This window comes from Bradyrhizobium sp. BWC-3-1 (assembly GCF_032917965.1).
Classification (GTDB): Bacteria; Pseudomonadota; Alphaproteobacteria; order Rhizobiales; family Xanthobacteraceae; genus Bradyrhizobium; species Bradyrhizobium canariense_D.
Genome location: NZ_CP136625.1, coordinates 4784672 through 4806569 on the forward strand (window position 1 = coordinate 4784672; position 21898 = coordinate 4806569).

General features: G+C 64.7%; 16 protein-coding genes and 1 tRNA gene. 2 read left to right on the forward strand and 15 right to left on the reverse strand.

What is annotated here, in order from left to right; all coding sequences use genetic code 11:
- Positions 1-27 precede the first annotated feature (27 nt).
- The 4 genes from RX329_RS23250 to RX329_RS23265 form a co-directional block, all read right to left on the reverse strand.
- Positions 28-1269: an acetamidase/formamidase family protein gene (locus RX329_RS23250; RefSeq protein WP_018457809.1), complete on the reverse strand. Its 1242-nt coding sequence runs from the start codon at positions 1267-1269 to the stop codon at positions 28-30.
- Between the two features lie 49 nt (positions 1270-1318).
- The gene (locus RX329_RS23255; RefSeq protein WP_018457808.1) at positions 1319-2941 is read right to left on the reverse strand and encodes an amino acid ABC transporter permease/ATP-binding protein; all 1623 of its coding nucleotides are present in this window, start codon (positions 2939-2941) and stop codon (positions 1319-1321) included.
- The gene (locus RX329_RS23260) at positions 2941-3858 is read right to left on the reverse strand and encodes an ABC transporter substrate-binding protein (protein WP_026233444.1); all 918 of its coding nucleotides are present in this window, start codon (positions 3856-3858) and stop codon (positions 2941-2943) included. Before RX329_RS23260 ends, RX329_RS23255 begins: the two co-directional genes overlap by 1 nt.
- Positions 3859-4290: 432 nt before the next feature.
- Positions 4291-4554, reverse strand: coding sequence for a hypothetical protein (locus tag RX329_RS23265; RefSeq protein WP_018457806.1), 264 nt, complete (start codon positions 4552-4554; stop codon positions 4291-4293).
- A gap of 256 nt (positions 4555-4810) precedes the next feature.
- On the opposite strand from RX329_RS23265, the gene RX329_RS23270 reads away from it, so the two are divergent.
- The gene (locus tag RX329_RS23270; protein ID WP_018457805.1) at positions 4811-5023 is read left to right on the forward strand and encodes a hypothetical protein; all 213 of its coding nucleotides are present in this window, start codon (positions 4811-4813) and stop codon (positions 5021-5023) included.
- 87 nt (positions 5024-5110) lie between these two features.
- Here the strand turns inward: RX329_RS23270 and RX329_RS23275 are convergent, their stop codons facing one another.
- The 9 genes from RX329_RS23275 to RX329_RS23315 form a co-directional block, all read right to left on the reverse strand.
- Positions 5111-5257: a hypothetical protein gene (locus RX329_RS23275; RefSeq protein WP_018457804.1), complete on the reverse strand. Its 147-nt coding sequence runs from the start codon at positions 5255-5257 to the stop codon at positions 5111-5113.
- 188 nt (positions 5258-5445) lie between these two features.
- A tRNA-Cys gene (locus RX329_RS23280) sits at positions 5446-5519 on the reverse strand.
- 58 nt (positions 5520-5577) lie between these two features.
- Complete coding sequence (locus RX329_RS23285) at positions 5578-6330, reverse strand: ABC transporter ATP-binding protein (RefSeq protein ID WP_018457803.1); 753 nt, start codon at positions 6328-6330, stop codon at positions 5578-5580.
- 10 nt (positions 6331-6340) lie between these two features.
- Positions 6341-7057, reverse strand: coding sequence for an ABC transporter permease (locus RX329_RS23290; protein WP_085385242.1), 717 nt, complete (start codon positions 7055-7057; stop codon positions 6341-6343).
- 197 nt (positions 7058-7254) lie between these two features.
- Positions 7255-7989, reverse strand: a complete 735-nt coding sequence (locus RX329_RS23295; RefSeq protein WP_018457801.1) for a tRNA-uridine aminocarboxypropyltransferase — start codon at positions 7987-7989, stop codon at positions 7255-7257.
- 41 nt (positions 7990-8030) lie between these two features.
- Positions 8031-11135, reverse strand: a complete 3105-nt coding sequence (locus tag RX329_RS23300) for an efflux RND transporter permease subunit (RefSeq protein WP_317244329.1) — start codon at positions 11133-11135, stop codon at positions 8031-8033.
- The gene (locus tag RX329_RS23305; protein WP_018457799.1) at positions 11135-14284 is read right to left on the reverse strand and encodes an efflux RND transporter permease subunit; all 3150 of its coding nucleotides are present in this window, start codon (positions 14282-14284) and stop codon (positions 11135-11137) included. Before RX329_RS23305 ends, RX329_RS23300 begins: the two co-directional genes overlap by 1 nt.
- A 36-nt stretch (positions 14285-14320) precedes the next feature.
- Positions 14321-15730 (reverse strand): efflux RND transporter periplasmic adaptor subunit, encoded by a 1410-nt coding sequence (locus RX329_RS23310; protein ID WP_247338011.1) that lies wholly within the window; start codon positions 15728-15730, stop codon positions 14321-14323.
- Entirely contained in the window at positions 15720-17204 is a 1485-nt protein-coding gene (locus RX329_RS23315) for an efflux transporter outer membrane subunit (RefSeq protein WP_026233443.1), read from the reverse strand. The genes RX329_RS23310 and RX329_RS23315 overlap by 11 nt, the downstream gene beginning before the upstream one ends.
- A gap of 724 nt (positions 17205-17928) precedes the next feature.
- Here RX329_RS23315 and RX329_RS23320 point away from each other — a divergent pair.
- On the forward strand, positions 17929-18963 hold the full coding sequence (locus RX329_RS23320; RefSeq protein ID WP_085385244.1) for a cysteine synthase A: 1035 nt from the start codon (positions 17929-17931) through the stop codon (positions 18961-18963).
- Positions 18964-18984: 21 nt separating this feature from the next.
- Here RX329_RS23320 and RX329_RS23325 read toward each other — a convergent pair whose 3' ends face one another.
- Positions 18985-19518, reverse strand: coding sequence for a DUF805 domain-containing protein (locus RX329_RS23325; protein WP_018457795.1), 534 nt, complete (start codon positions 19516-19518; stop codon positions 18985-18987).
- 115 nt (positions 19519-19633) lie between these two features.
- Positions 19634-21892 (reverse strand): tetratricopeptide repeat protein, encoded by a 2259-nt coding sequence (locus tag RX329_RS23330; RefSeq protein WP_085385245.1) that lies wholly within the window; start codon positions 21890-21892, stop codon positions 19634-19636.
- Between the last annotated feature and the right edge of the window lie 6 nt (positions 21893-21898).

Below are 21898 nucleotides of genomic sequence, written 5' to 3' on the forward strand. Positions count from 1 at the left end.
GTTGCGCTCCATCCGGGCTACGGCCCATCAGTCGCACCGAAAGATGTTTTTGCGGATCGTGCCGTGAACTCCCCAATTGGCATCGACCACCTGGGTGACGCCGAAATCGGCGCCGACCGATAGCAGCGAAATCGCCTCGTCCTCGCTCAAACCGTGCACGGTCATCAGGAACCTCCTGAGCTTGCGGAACGCATCGCGCATCGCACGGTCGAGACTCGAGTGGTTGGCAATCTCGGTCTGTGCGTCGGCGCCGAGCGCGGCGAGGTAGTTCGGATAGGTGAAGCCGTAGAACGACCACGCCTGATCGGTCTCCAGCATCGGATGATCGAGACCTTCGAGGCTGGTGCCGGCGAGATCGGCCTTCTTGTGCAGGACGAACTCGAAATCGCCGGTCAGCGAGGTTTCGATCGCGGTGCCGCCAAGCTCGCTGTCGCCTTGCGCGGCGTGGGGATCGCCGACCGAGAAATAGGCGCCGGGGATCGCGACCGGATAGAACATCCGCGCCCCCTTGCCGATGCGCCAGTCGTCGATGTTGCCGCCGGTATAGCTCGGCGGGATCGAGCTGACGAAATCGGCCTCCGACGGCGCGAGCCCCATGGTGCCAAAATGCAGCCGTGCCGGCACCCTGACGCTTGTGAGGATGTTCTCGCGCTTCTTGATGGTGGCGTGATCGACGCGCACGCCGGGATAATCGATGGTCGGATGCACGATGCCGTCGGGGTCGGTCTGGGGCGTCCAGACGTAGTTGTAGACCGCTTTGGCGCAGGGCTCGCCTGACGTGTCGAGCTCGAAGATGGTGACGACCTCGCGCGGCTTCGGCTCCTCGATCAGATCGTGATAGTGAAAGCCCCAATTGGCGGCGATGTTGGAGCCGAAGCAGCGCCCGGCATGACAGGCGCTGCAGCTCGGCCGCGGCCGGATATCGAGGATGCGCACTTCGAGGATGTCGCCGGGTTCGGCGCCTTCGATCGCGACCGGACCGGTGAGGAGATGCACGCCGATCCCCTCGCCTGCTCCGCGGATGAACGGGCCTTCGGTCGGGCCCGAACCGCGCCGCCCGACGGCCTTGTGCTCGCGCGTCCATTGGAACACGCTCTCGGCGCCGGGATCACCCTGGATCATGCGCTCGTAGTCATCATTGGCGTGATGGGTCAGCGTCTCGATGGTGGCGCGATCCCCCGAGCGCAGGGTCAGGGCCGGCGCGACCTTCTTGGAGAAATAGCCCCAGTGGACGGTCTTCGGCGAAACCGGCAGCGTGACATGCTTCATGAGGTGGCCTCTTCTGGAAACGCGGTCTTGAACGGTGTGGGTGCGGCTCTCATCGCACCACCTCCGGAGTTTTGTCGGCTTCCATCACGCTGAGGAAACGCGCGGTCAGCGGATTGCGGGGGTTGGAGAGCACCTCGTGCGCGGGCCCCTCCTCGATGATCGTGCCGCCGCTCAGGAACGCGACGCGGTCGGCGACCTCGTCGGCGAAGCGGATCTGGTGCGTCGAGATGATCATGGTGAGGCCGTCATCGACGGCGAGCCGCCGGATCACCTCCAGCACCTCGCTGACGAGCTCGGGATCGAGCGCCGAGGTCGGCTCGTCCAGGAGCAGCACGCTGGGGTTCGGGGCGAGCGCTCGGGCGATCGCGACGCGCTGCTGCTGGCCGCCGGAGAGATGCCGCGGCAGCGCGTCGGCGCGGTGCGACAGCCCGACCCGCTCGAGCAGCTCGGCGGCGCGGCGATCGGCATCAATGCGGGTCATGCCGTGCACCCAGCGCAAGGGCCCGGCGATGTTCTCCTTGGCCGAGAGATGGGCAAACAAATTGAACTGCTGGAACACCATGCCGACGCCCACGCTTGCCCGCTCATTGGCGATCGCGCGGGGCGGCAGCAGCTTGCCGTCGTCGCCAAAACCGAGGCGGCGGCCGCCGACACGCACCGTGCCTCCGTCCCAGCTTTCGAGATGATTGATGCAGCGGAGCAGCGTGCTCTTGCCGGAGCCGCTGGGCCCGAGCAGCGCGACGACCTCGCCGACGCGTACGGTGAGATCGAGGCCGGCAAGCACCTTTTGCCCGCCGTAGCTCTTGGTGAGGTCCTTGGTCTCGACCGCGATGTTGTTGCGTGAAATCGTCGCCGCGCGCCGGGTGCGTTCCTCGCGGGTCAAGGCCAGCGGTGGCGTGTCGGTGAGCTCAGCCTGTGCAGGCACTTGGACGTCGACGATCGCTGCGGCAAGTTCGAGCTTGGTGGCGAGGTCGACGCGACGCCAGGGCAGGTAATCGGCGAGCCTGCGCTGGCGGCCCTTGGTACGATCGAGATCGAGCAACCATTCGACGAAAAGCTGGATGATGCTGATGGCAAAGGTCAGCACCAGGTATAGCAGGCCCGAGGCGAAGAAGATCGAGAAGAAGTCGAAGGTCGAGGACGCAAGCTGGGTCGAGCGCAGGGTCAGCTCCTGGACCGCGACCACGGAGGCGAGCGACGAATTCTTCAGCGCACTCACGGCCTCGTTGCCGAAGGCCGGGATCATGGTGCGGATCGCCTGGGGCGCGATCACCCGCCACATCAGGATCCGCGGCGTCATGCCGAGCGCCTGGCCGGCCGTCACCTGCCCGCGGTCGACACCGAGCACGCCGGCGCGCAGCATCTCGGCGATGAACGGCGCCTCGTTGCAGGCCAGCGCAAGGCCGGCGGCCAGCACCGCCGGCAGCTTGATCCCGATATGCGGCAACGCGTCGTAGGCGAACACCATTTGCAGGATCAGCGGCGTGCCGCGGAAGATCACGGTGTAGGCCCTGGCGATCGCCGCCAGCAGCCAGAAGCGGGAGAGCTGCATGCCGGCGAGGATCAATCCAAGGATCAATCCGCCGCCGAGCCCGAGGGCAGTCACCTCGAGGGTGAGCTCGATGCCCTCGAGCAGATACGGCATGCTCAGGTAATGGAGGAATAGCGACATCAGTCGGCCGTCAGAATGTCAGGCTCCTTGAAGTTGTTCACGTCGAGCCCATGCTTCTTCAGAAGCTCCATATGCGTGCCGGCCTTCTGCACCTCGATCAGGGCTGCGAGCACGGCGTCGCGGAATTTAGGCTTGTCCTTCGGGACGGCGATGCCGACCGAATACGGGATCGTCACCGCGGTCGCCTTCTCCAGCTTGTCCGGATAGGCCTTCACCGCGCTGTCGACGGTGTTGACGTCGTTGACATAGGTGTCGGCACGACCGGCGAGGATCGCCTGGATGCAGTTGGCGTTGTTGTCGTAGAGCTGGACGGTCGGCTCGGCCTTGCCGGCCTTCTTGCACTCAGGCATCAGCGTCTGGATCAGCGGCACCTCGACATAGCCGGTGTTTTCAGCGGCAGCGGCGCCGCACATCGACATGTTGATGCCGTTGATGCCCTTCGGATTGCCCTTGGCGACCAGCACGCCGTCGAACACTTTCGAATAGGTGATGAAGTCGGCGGCCTTGGCGCGCTCCTTGGTGGCGTAGATGTCGGAAATCACGATGTCGGCTTGTCCCGCGGCCAGCGTCGTCAGGAGCGCCGCGAACGTCACCGGCTTGTAGGTCAACTTGAAGCCGAGGCATTCGCCGATGGCTTCGCCGAGATCGATGTCGAAGCCGATATACTTGCTCGGATCCTTCGGATCGATGGTCTCATAGCCCGGCGTGTGCGGGTTGATGGCGTTGACGAGGGTCTTGCCCTTCCAGTCCGGATATTTGTCCTGGAGCGCGGCGCAGGCCGCAGGCGCCGCAGCCTGCGCGCTCAGGGGCGCGGCTGCCAGCGCGCCGAAAGTGACCGCGGCGCCGAGCGCGGCCTTGTGCCAAGACAGCGATGCACGTGCGTTCCCCCGCGCCTGGGGCAATACGGGTCTCTCCATCTCCAGCTCCTTCGAATTGTCATGGCAATGGCCATGTTCCAGATCGCGGAAGCGAGCCTAGGAGGAGAGCGGACCGGAAAGCTTGTCCGCGGGCGTACAAAAAATTGGATGGAGGGAGCCCGCCATTTGGGCAGGCAGCTGCTCAAAAAGTGTTCGTGAATGCGGGACTCTGTAGCGCGCAATTGCGAATTCGGGGAAACCACATGATCTTGCGTGACGCCGCGATCTGCACGATCAGCGAATCATGCGGTGAGGTCATTTGACAGAGATATGACAATCAAAGGACGCATCTGCGGCCGACATCCGAAGCACATCCCCCGCCGTCCCCAGCCTGTCCGCAGCATACCCACAGGTGTATCCACAGGACGACTATGCCGGATTCGCCTGCCCGCGCGAGCCACTTGCTGCGCACAAACCCACAGGGCCGGTATGTCAGCCGCCGGCCTGATCGAACACGATGCGGCAAGCCTCACTCAAGCTTGGCCTGTTACGGCGCAGGCAGGCCGTGATGGCGCGGACGTTGGGGATTTCGCCGGCGCAGAGCCGGTAGACGTCGGGGGTACAGGCCCGGCGCTGCTCGGGTGTTCCCTGCTGCGCATGGGCGGCGGAGGCAAACAGCGTCAGGAACAGCCCGACCGTCGAGGCCCGGCGCGCCCGGCTTTTCACGCCCGCAAATCGCAAGAACCGCGCCTTCATGACCAGTCTCCCGTCTGCTTTGCCCGACCGGCCTGTATTGGCCGGTGTGCAAAGGGGTAGGAGAAATAAACAGCGAAAGATGTGACATCCTTCACAGTGCGGGCACCCCGGCAGGAACCTAAGTTTCCCAACGCGATTTCATCAATCGCTAACCAATCGGGACCCGATTGGCGGATCGTTAAAATGCGATCGATCGGCTCAACCGGGAAACAAACCGGCTTTGCGATATTGCGCCATCCGCGGTCCGGAGGGTGTGATGAGCGAAGCCGAATTCAACTTGCTGCTGGATGCCGTCCAGGACGCCATGGTCCATGAAGATCTGGCGTTCGTGCCGGGGGAGGATCTCGTGCCGCGCTCGTGGACGTATTACGCGAAGCCCAACGCCTCCGCGAAGCCCAAAGCCGCCAATGACAATGAGGGCGCCTGGCCCTTGGTGCCTTTCCCGGACGGCTGGTACGCGGCCTGCTGAAGCCAATTTCACCGTGAGCCGACGCGCCCGCGCTCCGCGGGCGTTTTGCTATGGCAGCTACGCGGTGAAAATCCAGCGTGATCGCGATCAGGTCTTGACCCGCTCTCCGCCGTCCTGCGGCGCCTGGTCGGGTGCGGCCGGCGGAAAGATGCTGTCATAGATCGCACGGGCCTCGCGGATGAGGCGGGCCCGCTCCAGCTCGGATTTCGGGACAAATCGGACGGTTTCGCTCACGTGCTCTCCAGCGCTCGATCGTTGGGATGCATCACTTCGCAGATGCGAAGACTATGCCAGCGGGCTGAATGGCGGGTTTCCGCCGGGCCCCGGGCAAACCCGGTGTGCGCGGCCAGCACGCATCGCCCGCGCGGGCCGATGGCAGCCGCGATACGATCGAATATTGCTGAAATATCAGGAGGTTGAGATGGAGGCCACGTCGGGACTCGAACCCGAGTAAACGGTTTTGCAGACCGGCGCGTAACCACTCCGCCACGTGGCCCCAACGAGGGCGGAGCAATATAGGGGATCACAGGTTTAGGCAACCCCGACCGGACCAGCTACGCCTTCGCGCCGCCGAGATATTGGCCGAGAATTTCATCGGTCGCGCCGGCGGCCACAATCCACCCCTCCTCCAGCAGGATCGCGCGGTTGCAGGTGCTCTTGATCAACTCGATGTCGTGCGAGGCGAGCACCAGAATGCCGGCGCGTACAACGATCTCGTCGAGCCGCTGCCGCGCCTTCTTGCGGAACTGCTGGTCGCCGACGCCGATCCATTCGTCGAGCAGCACGATCTCGCCCTCGACGGCGGTTGCGACTGCAAAGATCAGGCGCAGCATCATGCCGCTGGAATAGGTGCGCAGCGGCAGGTCGAGCCGGTCGCCCAGTTCGGTGAATGCGGCGATCTCCCCCCGCTTGGCGTCGATCTCGGAGCGCCGTGCGCCGATCACGAGGCCACGCCGCATGATGTTCTCGTAGCCGGTCGCTTCCTCGTCGAATCCGGCCGAGAGATCGAACAGCGGCAGACAGCGGCCCAGCACGTCCACGCTGCCCGACGTCGGATGGTAGATGCCGGCGAGCACCCGCAGCAGCGTGGTCTTGCCGGCGCCATTGGCGCCGATGATGGCGACGCGATCGCCGGCACGGATGTCGAGGTTGACGTCATTCAACGCGGAGACGATGTGCGGGGTCGCCGTGGTCCGCCGCAGTGTCATCGCGTTGACGAACCGGCTGCGCAGCGAGCGGTCGCGGAACGACAGCACCGGAAACCTTACCGAGACGTTGCGAAGCGCGATATGAGCTGCGGGGGTCATATCTCGTGCCTCACAGCCAATACGCCACACGATGGCGGTATTTCGCGTAGCAGCCGAGGCCGATGACGGCCACGACGGTCGCATAGATGACCCCGAGGAGCCATTGCTCCGCATCGGTCGACTGCGACAGTAGCGGCCTGCGCACCAGATCGAGCAGCGTCGCGAACGGATTGGCGCGGATCAGCCAATAAAACGCGGTGCCGCGCGCGCTGTCTTCGGTCCAGATGATCGGCGTCAGGAAGAAGACGAATTGCAGGCCGCTGACGATCGCCGAGCCGATGTCACGAAACCGCGCGCAGAGCATACCGAGCGCGACCGAGCCACCCAGCAGCACAGTGAGCAGGATCGCGAAGCCCGGTACCGCGAGCAGCATGCTCCCATGCAGCGGCCACGGCATCAGGAGATAGAGCAGGACGACGATCACCAGATGATGCGCGAAGATGAGGACGTTGCGCGCCATCATCTGGAGCACGTGCACGATCAGCGGCGCCGGCACCGCCTTGATCAAATGGCCTGATGCCACGAAGATGTGGGAACCTTCCTGGAGCGTCGTCGCGATCAGCGTCCAGACGATCAGGCCGACGGCAAAGTGCGGCAGAAAGCTCGTGATGTCCTGTCTGAACAGTGCCGCATAGACCGTGCCGACGCTGGCAATGGTCGCCGCGAGCGTCAGTGTGATCCAGAGCGGGCCGATCACGGTACGCCGATAGCGCAGCGAAACGTCCATCAGGGCAAGCGTGCCCCAACGATCGAACCGCGCCGCCTGGGCAAGGATCTCCTTGGCTGCAAGCTGAATGCGACGGCCCCTTCGTTTCCGGCGTTCCGATCGTGCGAGAGCATAGCAGATAGCGGCCTATTGGCCGACGGTCTCTATCCGCCCGCCTCTCGCGGGACAATCGGCCGTACGGATGATCCGGACCGGAGTCAGGCTCGCTTGACCCGCCGTACACCGCGCCGGCGGTCCTTCACCGGCGGCTTTGGCGCCAATTCGGGCATCTCGGTCTGGACCTCGCGGTAGCGGGTTAACATCCGTTCAAAGCTGGCATTCAGCGTCTCGGCGATGTCCGGGCGCTTCTCCAGAGCGGAGAGGATCGTCGCCGCAGCCTCGATGGTCGACAGTCCGTCCTTCCGAGGCTCCTTGCGCAGGCGCCCGTACCGCGATGGGGTGGTCGGGTTCAGGATGACGCGCTGGCATTTCAGCATCCACGGGTTGCGCCACCACAGGGCCTTGGCTTGGCTCCAGGTGCCGTCGAGCAGCACCACACCTTCGAGCTTGCCGAGGCGCGCGCGCTGGTTGTCCGCGACCTCGCTCTTGCGGTTGAGAGCCAGGATTTCGCCCTCGGCCTCGAGATCGGTGGCGTGCGCCGAGCCGAGATAGAGCACCGCCCAGTGCGAGGCGTTCTCGATGGGTTGCCCCAGCGCTTTCGACAGGCTCGGCCAGGACAGGCCGACCCGCAGCGTGGCACCGGCGAAATGCTTCGCAAGCAGCCGCGCAGTGCCGAGCGCCCTGTCCTGCTCCTGCGGATGCTGAAGGATCAGGAGCGAGAGCCGGTTCTTGATGGGCGTGACGCTGTCGCAGATGCACAACGGCATCGGCTTCTGGCAGTGCGGGCATTCGGGGATCGGATCGGCCGGCGCGGCGGCGGTGGGGTTCGACATAGTCGCCGCTATACGCTCTGCACGGCGGTTCAACAACCCGCCTATTCCGCCGGCGCGGCCAGCGGGCGCGGTTCGGAGCGGCGGCGCAGGCGGTCGACCAGCAGGTAGATCACGGGCGTGGTGTAGAGCGTCAGGATCTGCGAGACGAACAGCCCGCCGATGATGGTGATGCCGAGCGGACGGCGGAGTTCCGTGCCGGGCCCGGTCGCGACCACCAGCGGAATGCCGGCGAACAGCGCCGCCATCGTCGTCATCAGGATCGGCCGGAAGCGCGCCTGGCAGGCCTCGAAGATCGCCTCCGCCGACGACAGGCCGCGCTGGCGCTCGGCATCGAGCGCGAAATCCACCATCATGATGCCATTCTTCTTGACGATGCCGATCAACAGGATGATGCCAACGAAGGCGATCACGGTCAGTGGCGTGTTGGTGAGCTGCAAGGCCAGCAGCGCGCCAAGTCCCGCCGAGGGTAGCGTCGAGATGATCGTGAGCGGATGGGCGAGGCTCTCGTAGAGCACGCCGAGCACGATATACATCGCCACCAGCGCGCCGAGGATCAGGAGCGGCTGGCGGCCGCTGGTCTTGGCGAAATCGCCAGCATTGCCATCAAAACTGCCGCGAATGCCTTCCGGCATGTGCAGCTCCTCGACCGCGCGCTGGATGTTCTGCGTTGCGGCCTGGATCTGCACATCCGGCAACAGGTTGAACGACACCGTGGTCGATGGGAACGACTGCGAATGATAGACCGCGAGCGCGGCGAGCCCGCGCGTCGCATGCACCACGGCCGACAGCGGCACCTGCGCGTCGCCCGCGCCGGCGACATAGATGCGATCGAGGTTGGAGGGGTCGACCTGGAATTTCGGGTCGATCTCCAGCACGGTCATGTACTGGTTGCGCTGGGTGTAGATGATCCCGATCTGCCGCTGCGAGAACGCGTTGTTGAGCGCGTTGTCGATATCCTGGACGCGGACGCCGAGTGCGGAGGCCTTCTGGCGGTCGATCGACAAGGTCAATTGAAGCCCGCCGGGATCGCGGTCGCTGGAGATGTCGGTGATGCCTTCGACGCTCTCCATGCGCTTGGCCACGATCGGCGCCCACTTTTGCAACAGGCCGAGGTCGGTGCTGGTCAGCGTGTATTGGTAGTCGGAATCGCTCTGCCGTCCGCCGGCGCGCACGTCCTGGGCGGCGAACATGAACAGGCGGATGCCGGGCACCGGGTATAACGCCCGCCTGAGACGGTCGATCACCACCTGGGTCGAGACGTGGTCGCGCTCCTCCGGCGGCTTCAGGCTGATGAACATGGTGCCGCGATTGGAGGTCGCGCCGCCCGGTCCGCCGCCGCTGCCGACGGTGGAGCCGATGCCGGCCACTGCCGGATCCTGCATCACGATGTCGGCGAGCCGCTGCTGCAGGCTCAGCATCGACTGGAACGAGATGTCGGCCGAGGCGCGCGTCGCCCCGATGACGAAGCCGGAATCGTCGGTCGGGAAATAGCCCTTAGGGATCTTGATGTAGAGCGTAATTGTTAGGCCGATGGTGGCGAAGAACACCAGCAGCGTCAGCAGCGGATATTCCAGCACGGTGCGCAAGGTGCGGGTGTAGAACGCGACGATGCGCGACAGCGAGCCCTCGATGATCCGGTCGAACAGGGTCGCCGTGCCAGACGTGGTCTGGCGGATGTAATGGGCGCAGATTATCGGCGTCACCGTCAGCGACACCAGGGTCGAGACCAGGATGGCGAAGGTCAATGTCAGGGAGAACTCGCGCAGCAGCCGGCCGACGACGCCATCCATGAAGATCAGCGGCGTGAAGGCCGCGATCAGCGACAGGCTGATCGACACGACGGTGAAGCCGATCTGCCGGGCGCCGTCCAATGCCGCCTGGAGCGGGCGCATGCCGTGCTCGAGATTGCGGTACATGTTCTCGATCATGACGATGGCGTCGTCGACCACGAAGCCAACGGAGATCGCCAGCGCCATGAGCGAAAGATTGTCGATCGAGAAGCCCGCGACCCACATGCCGGCGCAGGTTCCGGCCAGCGCCAGCGGCACCGAGATTCCGGCTGCGATCGTCGGCGTGAGCCGTCGCAGGAATACGAACACGACGACCATCACGAGAATGGCAGTCGCGAGCAAGGTCCACTGCATGTCGAGCACGCTGGCGCGGATCGTACTGGTGCGGTCGACCAAGGTGGAGATATCGACCCCGGCCGGGATCCACTGCTTCAGCGCGGGGATCAGCGCCTTCACCCGGTCGACGGTATCGATGACGTTGGCATCGCCCTGCTTGGTGATCTGGATCAGCACAGCCGGCTGCTTGTTGAACCAGGCGATGGAACGGGCGTTACGGACGGAGTCCTCGATGTCGGCAACATCGGAGAGCCGGACGAAATTGCCCTTCGCGCTCTTGATGACGATGTCGCGGAACTCTTTCGCCGTCCGCATCTGCTTGTTGAGCGACAGCGTCTCGCTCTGGCGCTCGCCGTTGAAGATGCCGACCGGACCGAGCGGGTTGGCGTTGATAATCGCAGTTCGCACGTCGTCGGTGGCGATGCCGGCATTGGACAGCGCGACAGGATTGAGCTGAATCCTGACCGCCGGCTGGTCGGCACCCGAGATCGTCACATTGCCCACCCCCGGCACCTGCGAGATGCGCTGCGCCAGCACGGTGTCGGCGACGTCGTAGACCGCGCTGGCGGACAGCGTCTTCGAGGTCAGCGCCAGCACGAAGACCGGCGCGCCTGCGGTGTTCGCCTTGCGGAAGCGCGGCAGCGTCGGCAAATCGCTCGGCAGGTCGACCAGCGACGCATTGATTGCCGCCTGCACGTCGCGGGCGGCTTTGTCGACGTTGCGGCCGATGTCGAACTGGAGCTGGATGCTGGTCGTGCCGAGTGACGAAGTCGAGGTGATCTGGCTGATGCCCGCGATCTCGCCGAGCCGCCGCTCCAGCGGCGAGGCAACCGTCGCGGCCATGACGGACGGGTCGGCGCCAGGACGGCTGGCCGAGACGAAGATGGCGGGAAAATCGATGTTCGGAACCGAGGCAACGGGGAGGAACTCGTAAGCCACGATACCCAGCAGGAACAACCCGATCGACAGCAGCGTGGTCGCGACCGGGCGGCGGATGAAGGGCTCCGAGATCGATGCCATCACTGCATCCCCTCGGTCGCGCCCGCGACGGGCGGACCGCCGGATTCGGCCGGCGGCAGCGCCTGCTCGAGGCGGCGGTTGATGCGGTCGAGGGCGAGATAGATCACCGGCGTGGTGTAGAGCGTGAGCAATTGGCTGAGCAGCAGGCCGCCGATAATGGAGATGCCGAGTGGGAAGCGCAGCTCGGCGCCGGTGCCGCTCTCGATCGCCAGCGGCAGCGCACCGAACAGGGCGGCCAGCGTCGTCATCATGATCGGACGGAAGCGCAGCAGACAAGCCTGTACGATCGCCTCGTTCGGCGACATCCCCTGCCCGCGCTCGGCCTCGAGCGCGAAGTCGATCATCATGATCGCGTTCTTCTTGACGATGCCCATCAACAGGATGATGCCGATCAGCCCGATCACCGAGAGATCCTGCCCGCACAGCATCAGCGCCAGGATCGCGCCGACGCCGGCGGACGGCAGCGTCGAGAGGATCGTGATCGGATGGATGTAGCTCTCGTAGAGCACGCCGAGCACGATATAGATCGTGATCACCGCGGCCAGCAGCAGCCAGGGCTGGCCGGCGAGTGCCTTGGCGAATTCGGCGGCGTCGCCGGCATAGACGCCGACGATGCTGTTGGGCATCTCGATCCGGGTCTCGATGGTCTTCACGGCCTCGACGGCATCGCCAAGCGCCGCGCCCGGCGCGAGGTTGAAGCTGAGCGAGATCGACGGGAATTGCGCCTGGTGCGAAATCGCGAGCGGCGCGGTGGTGCGCGTCAGCGTCGCCACGGCGGAGAGCGGCACCTGCGCGTTGGGCGCACCGGCGGTCGCGCTCGCCGCGCCCGGCAGATAAAGCTTCGACAGGATCGAGGGATCGCGCTGGTACATCGGCAGCGCTTCCAGCACCACGCGGTACTGGTTGGCCTGGCCGTAGATGGTCGAGATCTGGCGCTGCGCGAAGGCGTCGTTGAGCGTGTCGGTGATGCCCTGAAGGCTGACGCCGAGCTGGCCGGCGCGGGTGCGGTCGACCGTGAGCTGCGCCCGCAGACCGCCTTCCTGCGCTTCCGAGGAGACGTCGCGGAACAGCGGATCGCGCCGCATTTCGGCAACCAGCTTGCGCGCCCATTCCGACACCAAAGCGGCGTCGGTGCCGGTCAGCGTGTACTGGTATTGCGAACGGCTCGACTGGGTCGAGATCTGCACGTCCTGCACCGGCTGGAAATAGACGGTCATGCCGGGGATGGCGGCCACCCGCCCCTTCAGGCGGGTGATGACGACGCTGACATCGTCGCGCCGCTCGCCGCGAGGTTTCAGCGTCATGACAAGACGGCCGACATTGGTGGTCGGATTGACCGAGCCTGCACCGATCACCGAGACCACGCCGGTCACATCGGGATCGGCCTTGATGGCGTCGGCCGCCTCGGCCTGCCGCTTCTGCATCTCCGCAAACGAGACGTCGGGACCGGCTTCGGTCACCGCCGTGATCGAGGCGGTGTCCTGCAGCGGCAGGAAGCCCTTTGGCGCGACGACATAGAGCGCCAGGGTCGCGATCAGCGTGGCGAAAGTCACGACCAGTGTCGCGCGCTGGCGCTCCAGCACCCAGAGCAGCGTGCGGTGATAGAACCCGACGGTGCGGTCGATGAAGCGGCTGACCGCGGCAAGACCCGGCACTGCCAGCTCTTCATGGGCATGCTTCAGCAGGCGCGAGCACATCATCGGCGTCAGCGTCAGCGACACCACGGCGGAGGTCACGACCGCGATCGTCAGGGTCAGCGCGAATTCGCGGAACATGCGGCCCACAAGGCCCGACATGAACAACAGCGGGATGAACACCGCAATCAGCGATACCGTCAGCGAAATCACGGTGAAGCCGATCTCGCTGGCGCCCTTCAGCGAAGCCTCCATCGCGCTGTCGCCGTTTTCCATGTGGCGGACGATGTTCTCGATCATCACGATGGCGTCGTCCACGACGAAGCCGGTGCCGATGGTGAGCGCCATCAGCGACAGATTGTCGAGGCTGAAGCCGGCAAAATACATGATGCCGAAGCTCGTGATCAGCGACAGCGGCAGCGCCACGCCGGCGATCAGCGTGGCGCGTAGCGAACGCAGGAACAGCAGCACCACCAGCGTCACCAGCACGACGCTGAGGATCAGCGTGAACTGCACGTCGCGCACCGAGGCACGGATGGTGACGGTGCGGTCGGAGACGATGGTGAGGTTCACGCCGGCCGGAATAGCGCGCTGGACCTTTGGGATTTCCGCCCGGATCTGGCTGACGACGTCGATCACATTGGCGCCGGGCTGACGCTGGATGTCGATGATGACGGCGGGCGAGCCCTGGTACCAGCCGCCGGTGCGGTCGTTCTCGAGCCCATCGACGATCTGGGCGACGTCGGCGATCGTGACCGGCGAGCCGTTGCGGTAGGCGATGATGACAGGCTTGTAGGCGTCGGCGGCGGCGATCTGGTCGTTGGCGGCGATGATGTAGGATTGCTGCGCGCCGTCGAGCGAGCCTTTCGGCCCGGAGACGTTGGCACTGGCGATCGCGGTGCGCAGGTCTTCCATGGCTATGCCATAGGCGGCGAGCCGCGCGAGATCCGCCTGGATGCGGACGGCTGGCTTCAGTCCGCCGAGCACAGAGACGCGCCCGACGCCGGAAATCTGGCTCAGCCGCTGCGCCAGAAGCGTATCGGCGATGTCGCTCATCGCCCGCAACGAGATTGTGTCGGAGCGCAGCGCCAACGTCATCACCGGCGCATCGGCCGGGTTCACCTTGGCGTAGGTCGGCGGATAAGGCAGCGTCTTGGGCAGCACGCCGGCCGCCGCGTTGATCGCAGCCTGGACGTCCTGGGTGGCACCGTCGATGTCGCGGTTGAGATCGAACTGCAGCGAGATCTGGCTGACGCCGAACGAGCTCGTCGAGTTCATCGCCGACAGCGACGGGATCTGGCCGAGCTGCCGCTCCAAGGGCGCGGTGATCAGCGAGGCGATCACGTCGGGGCTCGCGCCGGGCAATTGCGTCGTCACCTGCACGGTCGGGAAATCGACCTGCGGCAGCGCGGACACCGGCAGCGCGAAATAGCCGAGCAGCCCGCCAATCAGAAGCGCGATGCCGAGCAATGAGGTCGCGATCGGACGGCGGATGAAGGGTTCGGAGACGCCCATGGGATGCGCCTGCCGCTCAGGCGGCTGTTGTCGGGATCATGGCTGCTTAGCTCCACTTCCCGATGCACCCGGACTTGACGGAGGCCCTGGTGCCGGTCCGGTCTGGCCCTTCTGGTCGCCTTCGCTGCTCTTGCGCTTGGCGCGGAACTCGCCGTCCTTGTCTTGTCCGTCCTTCTGGCCGTCTTTTGCGCCGTCCTTCTTTTGACCATCCGGCCCGCGCGAGCGCTTGCGCGGCGCGAGATCGGCCGACGGGGTCTGATCGTCGCGCCCGATGACCACCTTGGAGCCGTCGGACAGATTGGCAAAGCCCGTCGTGACGACCTTGTCGGTCGCCGACAGGCCACTGGCGATGACGGCGTCATGCTCGTTCTGCTGCGTCACCGTCACCGGCTTGGCCGAGACGATGTTATCCTCGCCGATGACATAGCTGAAGGTGCCGATCGGTCCGCGCTGCACGGCCGAGGTCGGCACCACCAGTGCCTGGGTCAGGGTCTCGACCTTGAGGCGGACATTGACGAACTGGCCCGGCCAGAGCTGGTAATTGGCGTTGGGGAATTCGGCCTTGAGCCTGAGCGTGCCGGTGGTCTGGTCGACCTGGTTGTCGATGCCGGTGAGCTTTCCGGTGTCGATCACTGTGAGGCCATCATTGCCGAACACGTCGACCGCGAGCGCGCCCTTCGACGCGGCGGCATTGACCCGCATGATCTGCTGCTGGGGCAAGCTGAACCACACCGCGATCGGCTGCAATTGCGTGATCACCACGAGGCCGGTGGTGTCGGAGGCGTGGATGATGTTGCCTTGATCGACCTGGCGCAGGCCGGCGCGGCCCGAGATCGGCGCCACGATCTTGGTGTAGCTCAGCGTCGCCGCCGCATTGTCGATCGCGGCCTGATCGGCCTTGACCAGCGCCTCGGTCTGCGCGACCAGCGCGCGCTGGGTGTCGGCCTGCTGCTTGGATCCGGCGTTGGACGCGGCGAGCTGCTCGTAGCGCGTGAGGTCGATACGCTGGTTGGCGAGCTGGGCCTGGTCCTGCGCCTTCTTGGCGACCGCCTGATCGTACGTCGCCTGATAGAGCGCCGGGTCGATCTCGCCGACCACGTCGCCTTTCTTGACGTCCTGTCCCTCGGTGAAATTGACCGCGATCAGCTTGCCGTCGACCTGCGAGCGGACGGTCACGGTGTTGAGCGCGCGGATCGCACCGACGCCGTCGAGATAGACGGGAACGTCCTGGATGCGGGGCGTCGCCGCCAGCACCGGCACCGGCAGATCCGGCCGTTGATTGCGGCCGTTCGCCTGCTGCGGCTGCTGGTGCCAGGTGGTCCAGCCGTAGTAGCCGAGCCCGCCGAGGATCGCCAGCGTGATCAGGGTCATGACGAAGCCGCGCCCGCGCGACTTCTTCGCCGTTCCCTCCTTCACGCCTTGCTTGGTATCCGGCTTAAAGAGCATTGACCGGTTTCTCCATCCTCGGCTCCCAGCCGCCGCCGAGCGCCTGATACAGGCTGACGATAGCAAGAAGGCGGGCAAGTTGCGCCTGCGACAGCGCGTCTTCCGCCTGGAACAGGGTCAGTTGCGTATTGAGCACGGTGACGATGTCGGCCGTGCCCGCGCGCAACTGCTGCTCGGAGAGATCGAATGCGCGGCGGGAGGCGTTGAGGACGTCACGCTGCAATTGCAGCCTGATCGTGGTCTGCTTGATCGAGAACAGCGCGTTGTCGACATCGGCAAAGGACTGGATGATGGTCTTGCGGTAAGTCTGGAGCAATTCGTCCTGCCGCGCCTTGGCAAATTCGAAATTGCCGAGGATCTTGCCACCGTCGAAGATCGGCTGCGTCGCGCTGCCGACGAGCTGGAAGAACGCCGCATGCGGCTGGAACAGCGAGACCAGGGCCGAGCTTTGATAGCCGCCATTGCCGGTGAGCTGGATGGTCGGAAAGAACTGCGCGCGGGCATTGCCGACGTTCGCTGTCGCGGAGGCGAGCTGGGCCTCCTGCCTGCGGATGTCGGGCCGTTGCGTCAGGAGCTCCGACGGCAGTCCCGGCGTCACGCGCGGAATCGCGATCCGGTTCAGCGAGCCGCCGAGCACGCGCACGCTCTCCGGCGGCCGCGACACCAGGACTGCAAGCGCATTGACGTTCTGGTCGAGCGTCTGGCGCAGCGGCGGCACCAGTGCCTTCTGGTTTGCGAGCACGCTCTCCTGCTGGGCGACGTCGAGGTCGGTGCCGGTGCCGGCCTTGCGCCGTTCCCTGACGGCATCGAGGATGCGTTGCGCGCTCGCGATGTTGCGCTGTGAGGTCCTGATGCGATCCTGCGAGGCCAGCACCTGGAAATAGGCGTTAGCGACGCCTGCAAGCGTGGTCAGCGCAACGACGTCGCGATCGAAGCGGTTGGCATTTGCCGTCTCTTCCGCCGTTTGCAGGGCGTCGCGATTTTGGCCCCAGAAATCGAGCTGGTAGCTCGCGCTCAGCGAAGCCTGGTAGTTGACGACCTCACGGCCGCCATTGGTTAGCCCCGAGGCGGAGGAACCGGAGGTGCGCGAATAGGCCTCCTGCCCGGTGCCGGACAGGCTCGGCAGCAGCGCCGCACCCGCCTGCCGCGCCTGAGCGTCGGCCTCGACGATGCGCGAAACGGCGGCGGCGATGTCGAGGTTGACGGTGTGCGCCTCTTCCATCAGCTGTGTCAGCTCCGCGGAGCGGAAGCTGCGCCACCAATCCAGCGACGGCGGCGCATCGGCCTTCCCGGCATATTTGTATTGCGTGGGAACGTCGAGCGCGGGATCAGGAAGATCCTGCGTCAGCACGCAGGCGCCCGAACCGGCGGCGAGGCAAGCGACCGCAAGCCAGCGCGCCGCACGTCGCGTCCGGGACGTCGCGCCTGGTGACCGCCGCACGGCGATCGCCGGAACACGTTGTGTCACATCCACCCCCCGCCGGGCAGATCGAACCGCCGCCGCGCGGCCGGATTAGCCGATTCGCAGCGCGGTCGTCGGGGGGCTTTGGACAACTCGTTCACAAGTGATGCTTTCGGCGAAATTGTGCGCCTCATACTAGCCGGACGCGGAACCGCGGGACAGTCCCGCAGTTGCGATGTGCCCCCCAAAGCGCGACGATCTTAGAGCTGAGAAAATACAAAAGGGTGCTGTCCTGCAGGTGTTTCTTGAATTTCAGGGCCGTTCCTGAGTGCGTTCGAGCTTACCAAGATTTCATGTGATACTGCCGCCACACCGACGCCAACCCCCTCCAATCCGCCTGCACCGCTCGCGATGCGGCTTCAGTCCGGCCGCGAAACCGGGCCTGGCCACTTTCGCGAGGTTGTCCATTATCGGAAAACGAATAAGCGTTCGTCGTGCCGATATCTTGACCGCCTCCCGCGTACTATCCGCACTCTTCGACGGCGACGGCTGACATCCAATGGAGGGTGCGCTGGCGACGACCCTTATCTTCCATGTTTTGGCAGAAGCCGGCCACATCCTCCTACCGATATCCCGCGGCGTAGCACAGCAGCAGCGGCGATCTCTCCTTCCAAATTTTCACTGCTTACGGGGATTTTCGCGGGTTTCGCCGCAGCGCAAAAGCCTTCCCCTTTGGCATTTCAAGCACTAGGTTCTGGCCAACCTAATCAACCCCTTGCCAGTGATTTCCCCTGACATGACCATCAAAAACGACGTTGTCGAAGCCATCGGCAACACCCCGCTGATCAAGCTCAAGCGCGCTTCCGAACTGACCGGCTGCACCATCCTGGGCAAGGCCGAATTCATGAATCCCGGCCAGTCGGTGAAGGATCGCGCCGGCAAATGGATGATCCTCGAGGCCGAGAAGCGCGGCCAGCTCAAGCCCGGCGGTCTCGTCGTGGAATCGACCGCCGGCAATACCGGCATCGGTCTTGCGGTCGTGGCCAGCGCCCGCAGCTACCGCACGCTGATCGTGATCCCGGAGACGCAGAGCCAGGAGAAGAAGGATTTTCTGAAGCTGTGCGGCGCCGAGCTGCTGGAATCGCCGGCCCTGCCCTATTCCAATCCGAACAATTACCAGCATGTCGGCCGCCGTCTTGCCGACGAGCTGCGCAAGACGGAGCCGAACGGCGTGCTGTTCGCCGACCAGTGGAACAACCTCGACAATGCGAAGGCGCATTACGAGTCCACAGGTCCCGAGATCTGGGAGCAGACCGGCGGCAAGATCGACGGCTTCGTCTGCTCCGTCGGCAGCGGCGGCACGCTGGCCGGCACCAGCCGCTTCCTGAAAGAGAAGAGCAAGGACGTCAGGATCGCCTGCGCCGACCCGCACGGCGCCGGCATGTATGAATATTTCAGAACGGGCGATGCCAAGGCGACGCCGGGCGGCTCGATCACCGAGGGCATCGGCCTCAACCGGGCGACCGCAATCGTCGAGAGCGCAAAGGTCGATGACGCCTATCTCATTCCCGATGCGGAAGCAGTCACGGTGATCTACGAACTGCTCCAGCACGAAGGCCTGTGCCTCGGCGGCTCGACCGGCATCAACGTTGCCGGCGCGATGCGTCTCGCAAAACAGCTCGGGCCCGGCAAGACGATCGTCACCGTGCTTTGCGATTCCGGCAGCCGTTACCAGTCGAAGCTGTTCAATGCGGACTTCATGCGCGCCAAGAGCCTTCCTGTGCCTGAATGGCTGGAGAAGCGCAGCAACATCAAGCTGCCGTTCGTCTAGAACGTTCCGGAAGCCGGCCGTCTAGCTCCAGTTCGAGCGAGACGATCCCTGCGACACCCGCGCGAGGCGCTCGTTCGATAGCGAAGGCTTGTTCGCGCGTGTGCGCGGCGGGAGGGGAGCGCCGTAGGAGCCCTCGCTGTCGCCGCTCGGCCAGAACATGAGCGCGAGCATCAGCGCGAGGTTGACGAGCGCGCCGACCGCCGTTGCCTGGTGCTCCTCCCCGATCGCCCAGGCCGGAAACCGGCCCGCGACGACATGGTCGACGATCATGAGCGCGAACCAGGCAGGCACCACGCAGACCGGATCCCAGCCGATGTCGCGGATGCGCATCGATTGCAGCGTGAGGGTCGCAACTCCGAAGAACACGATCGCGGCGATCATCGCCCAGCTCTTGGTGAGGTCTTCGGGTCGGATCGCGCCGGGCGAGGTGTTGTTCAGCACGGCCATTGCGATTGCAAAGCAGATCGCCGTCATCACGATCGCAAGCGCGACCGTCGCGAGGAAGAAATGCAATCGCCCGAGCCGGGCGTTCAAGCCGAAGACGAAACCGAGCATTGGCGCACCCTTTTGGCGCCACATGCCCAGAGATAGCTTTCGGAGCCATGAACCGGCACGGTCGCGCAGCGCCGCATGGTTTCCGGAGGACTAAGGTGGCCGGCGCAATTCGAGGCTACGCCCCAACCGGCAGGGTCAGGCCCTCGCTGCCTTCGACAGCCGCGGCACAATAGTCGCGCCAGAACTGGCGATAGCCCGCTTCGACCTCGCGCGTGTAGATTTCGACATTGCCGGCGGGAGACGCTGCGATCCGGGCCGGCAAGTCGCTGCGCAACCTCGCCAGATACGCCGGCTGCGCCGCATATTTGCAGGCGATCGCGGCATAGCCCTCGTCGTCCTCGGCGACCCAGTCGTCGAGACCGACCGCAGCCACGATCGAACCACCGGCACGCGACGAGGCGCCGTTGCCGAGCTTGGCCACGACCGGAACGCCGGCATAGAGCGATTCCCAGGTGCTGACGCCGCCGTTTTGCGGGAATGTATCGAGCGATATATCGACGTTCGCAAACGCCCGCAGGTGCTCGGGGCGCGGCGACGAGCCCAGGCAGGTGACATTCTCCTCGGCAACGCCCTGTGCCACGAACCGCGCGACCAAATTGTCGCGCAACATGGGATCGTCAAGCAGAGTATGCTTGATGATGATCTTCGAACCCGTCACCTCGCGCATCACTTTCGACCACACCCCGATGGCCTCGTCTGAGATCTTGTAGATGCGGTTGAACACGCCGAAGGTGACATGGCCGTTGCGGAGCATGGGCGGCTCCGATGCAGGTAGATCCAAAATGGGATCGATCGTGATCAGGCACGGCAGGTCGTAGACCTTTTCAGCCAGCAGATGGCGTGCCGATTGCGGAATGAAGACGGGATCCGCGAGCACGTAGTCCATGGTCTGAAGGCCCGTGCCCGTGGCGTGACCAAACCCGGAGACTTGGATCGGGGCCGGCTTGCGGGCGAAGACATGGAGCCTGTTGCCGGTCGTGTGCCCGGATACGTCGATCAGGATATCGACCTTGTCGGCCTGGATGCGATCGGCCAACTCGTCATCCGACATCTGCCAGGCGTCGACCCAGACATCCGCCGAGGACCTAAATGCGGCGGTCATCTCATCTCTTACCGGCGAGCACGAATAGCAGACGATCTCAAACCTGGCGTGATCATGATGGCGCAGCACCGGCAACAGAGCGAACGCCGCCGAGTGATGCCAAAACTCGGCAGCAACATAGCCGACCGCGATCCGCCTGTCGGGATCAAGCTGCCGGGGGGCAAGAGTCCTTCGCGGCAACTTCGAGCCGATCGCGTCCCACCACTGCTTTCGTGCGGCCTGCTGAACCGCGAAATCGGCCTCGGAGAGATAGTCGAGGAAGAAGATCTTCCGGCCGATCAAGGATGCATCCGGCACAATGGCCAGCGCCGCATCGAGAAGCTCGATCGCCGATGCGATCTCTCCCTGATTTGCAAAACAAGCGCTCAGCAGCGCCATCGCGATCGCTGAGCGTGGATATTCCTCCAGCAACATGGTGCAGGCTAAAATCGCTTGCGCCGTGTTTCCCATGGCGAGCGCGACTTGTGCCTTCCCCTGCAAGGCCACCTCGAGCTTGGGCGCAAGCGCAAGGGCCGCGTCGAAATCCGCCGCCGCCTGTTCCAACCTCGACGTCTCAAGATTGAGCCGTCCACGGTTCGCCAGGATTTTCGCCGAGCCTGGCCTGATCGCGAGCGCCGCCTCCAGCGCGCCTTTGGCCTCGTCGAAGTTTTTGAGCTCGATATTGACCAAACCTTTGCCGACGAGCGCCTCGACGTTTCGCGGCTGAAACAACAGTGCGCGCTCGAAGCTCTGTTTGGCGCGATCAAGCTGGCGCAGCGCGACCTCTGCCAGGCCGCGATTGCAAAGCGCATCGGCATGATCGGGCTTCAGCCCGATCGCGCGATCGTACAGTTCGATAGCCTGCTCGACGCGGTTTAGATGCAACAAGGTATTGCCGAGATTGGCCAAGGCCATCGGGAAGCTGGGCTTCAACGCGATGGCTCTCTCCAGGGACGTACGCGCGTCCTCATATTCCCCAAGTGCGAAATGCGTGGCTCCCAAATCGGAAAAAGCCTGTGCCGAGCGTGGGTCGACCGTCACGACATATTTGAGGGCCTGTTTCGCTGCCTCGAAGTGTCGGCTCGCGAACGCGCCCAAGCCAAGCAGGTGCAAGGCGCCGAAATGCTCCGGAAGTTCATTCAGGATCTGGCGGCAGAGCGCCTCGGTCTCCGCATACCGGCCCTGGCCATAGGCCGCATTCGCGGTCGAAATGATCGCGTCCGCCTGCTTCTTCAATTTCTTCTGCAATCGCGCGTTCTGGAACGCGCGCGCGCCGGCGCCGCTGCTCTGCAAGGATTC